This window comes from Enterocloster sp. 210928-DFI.2.20 (assembly GCF_020554465.1).
GTDB lineage: Bacteria > Bacillota > Clostridia > Lachnospirales > Lachnospiraceae > Enterocloster > Enterocloster bolteae.
Map to the genome: position 1 here is coordinate 1 of NZ_JAJCHK010000080.1, position 1824 is coordinate 1824.

The 1824-nt window shown below is 40.0% G+C and carries 1 protein-coding gene; it reads right to left on the reverse strand.

Annotated elements, in window-relative coordinates; genetic code table 11:
- Positions 1-151: 151 nt before the first annotated feature.
- Entirely contained in the window at positions 152-1639 is a 1488-nt protein-coding gene (locus tag LI015_RS27865) for a hypothetical protein (protein ID WP_227126769.1), read from the reverse strand.
- Between the last annotated feature and the right edge of the window lie 185 nt (positions 1640-1824).

Sequence of the window (1824 nt, forward strand, 5' to 3'; positions counted from 1 at the left end):
ATGATCTCTCGGAATCTTGAGTGATCATGCCAGCAAAACTCTGGCATTGAACTTTGAAAAGTAAATATTATTCTTGAACGAAAAAATGAACGCAAGAAATAAACATAACTGTCGCTATGTTTCAAAAAATGAGATATAATAATCTACAGGATTATGCTACATCCAAAATCATTTTTTTCAGGGTTGATTCAGGTGGCAAATCCCATGCATCCAGATGTTGTAACATCAGGATGTGATAGAGGCGGCAGTACCACATCTTAGTTGAGCGGTGTCTGCCGTCTTCTAATTTAAAATCTAATTTCTCGCGTTTGTTAGAACGCTCAGCAGAAGTTCTTGCATTGTATTCCAGTTTCCATTCCTTACTGCTTCTTGGTGGATCATTAAACAATCTTGGATTATCTTTCAGAACCAGATGGACGGTACGTCCGTATTTAGCATTTGAACAAGGGTTTTCGCATGTACAGGAGATACAGCCACCAGCGTGACTGATCTTAGGACATTTGAATTTCATTCTGCCTTTAGCAACTTCAATACCATCACGACGCATACGGCATCCAGAGGGGCAAACAGGGACTCCATCTTTGTCAATCGTAAAGTCATTTTTATAAACAGGGGGTCTTCCACCTTTTCCATTAAGGTCGATAAATGGTGTTATATTCTCGCGCTTGAAGTATTGATAATAAGGCATGGCATCATGTGCAGAATCCAAAAGTACTTTTGAAACAGTGTAATCAGGAAGAAAAGATTTCATCCTGAAAAAAGCGTGCAGGAATCCATGTGAATCATGTTTTGAAGCACAGCAAAAATGAGGAAATACCGGTAAGTCACTTTGCGAATCAACAAGCATGTATAGATCATAGCCATGATAATAACAGTCGCGGGAAGAATCCCAGCCGATATCACAATCGGGCTGGGAAAAGTAGCGGTCACATTTGCAGTCAGTAATGCCATTCTCTTTGCATTTACAGATACGCTTTTTCCGTTCTCTGTGTGAAGTTACAACAGGAGTTCCATCACCGGCTAAAGCCAAAGCATCCGAATGAATAAGTCCTGTGGATACAGAAACATCAAGGAACTCTTTCTGATAGATTGCAAAGAGAGAAGAATAAGGCTGTTCGTCCAGTTTAAAGTCAGTATGTTCTAAAACAGGAAGAAGATCGGCAACAGTAACTTTTTCCACAGAATCAGCTTTCGTGCCTTTTGTTTTAGGCTTCTTAACCTTGGTTTTAAGAGGATGGATATGTGGTGACATATGGTCATCATCAGAATCCCACAAGCGGTTTATAAAATCATAAAAAGTGCCAACCCCGGGAGTATTACCAGGTTCAAATCCACTGAGGATGGCGTAAAGAGGATTCATTTTAAGCTGGGCAGCCCACTCCGTTAATGAAGTAACCTTAAAGTCAATGGAAAGAAGGTAAGAACGTTGCATGCAAGAAGGAGTTCGTGGGGCTGGTCCGAATTTTGAATATTTATCAGTCATAAAAGTATCGGTAAAAGATAAATCGAGATTCCAAAACCGCTCAATGATATCCCAGGTGGAACGAGCAAGAGCATTTGGATTAGGATAATATTTACGAAGATTAGTAACAACAAAGTTTTGGTAGTCTGCATGACTGCCACAGTTAACAGGTAACATAAAAATCGCCTCCAATCGAAAAATATCTGCCGCCGCGAGCGACGGTTCTTATTAATCAATAGGCGCGAAGCGCCGCATTTTTCGATGGATTTGTCAAGTGTTTTTGGCAAAAAAAGTGGGGGATTTTAATAAAAAAGGAATCTGAAAGCCTTATATTTACTGGCTTAGAGATTCCGAGAGATTAT

Coding starts and splice junctions, on each gene's coding strand:
- LI015_RS27865 (WP_227126769.1), bottom strand. CDS start 1,639: ATGTTACCTGTTAACTGTGGCAGTCATGCAGACTACCAAAACTTTGTT.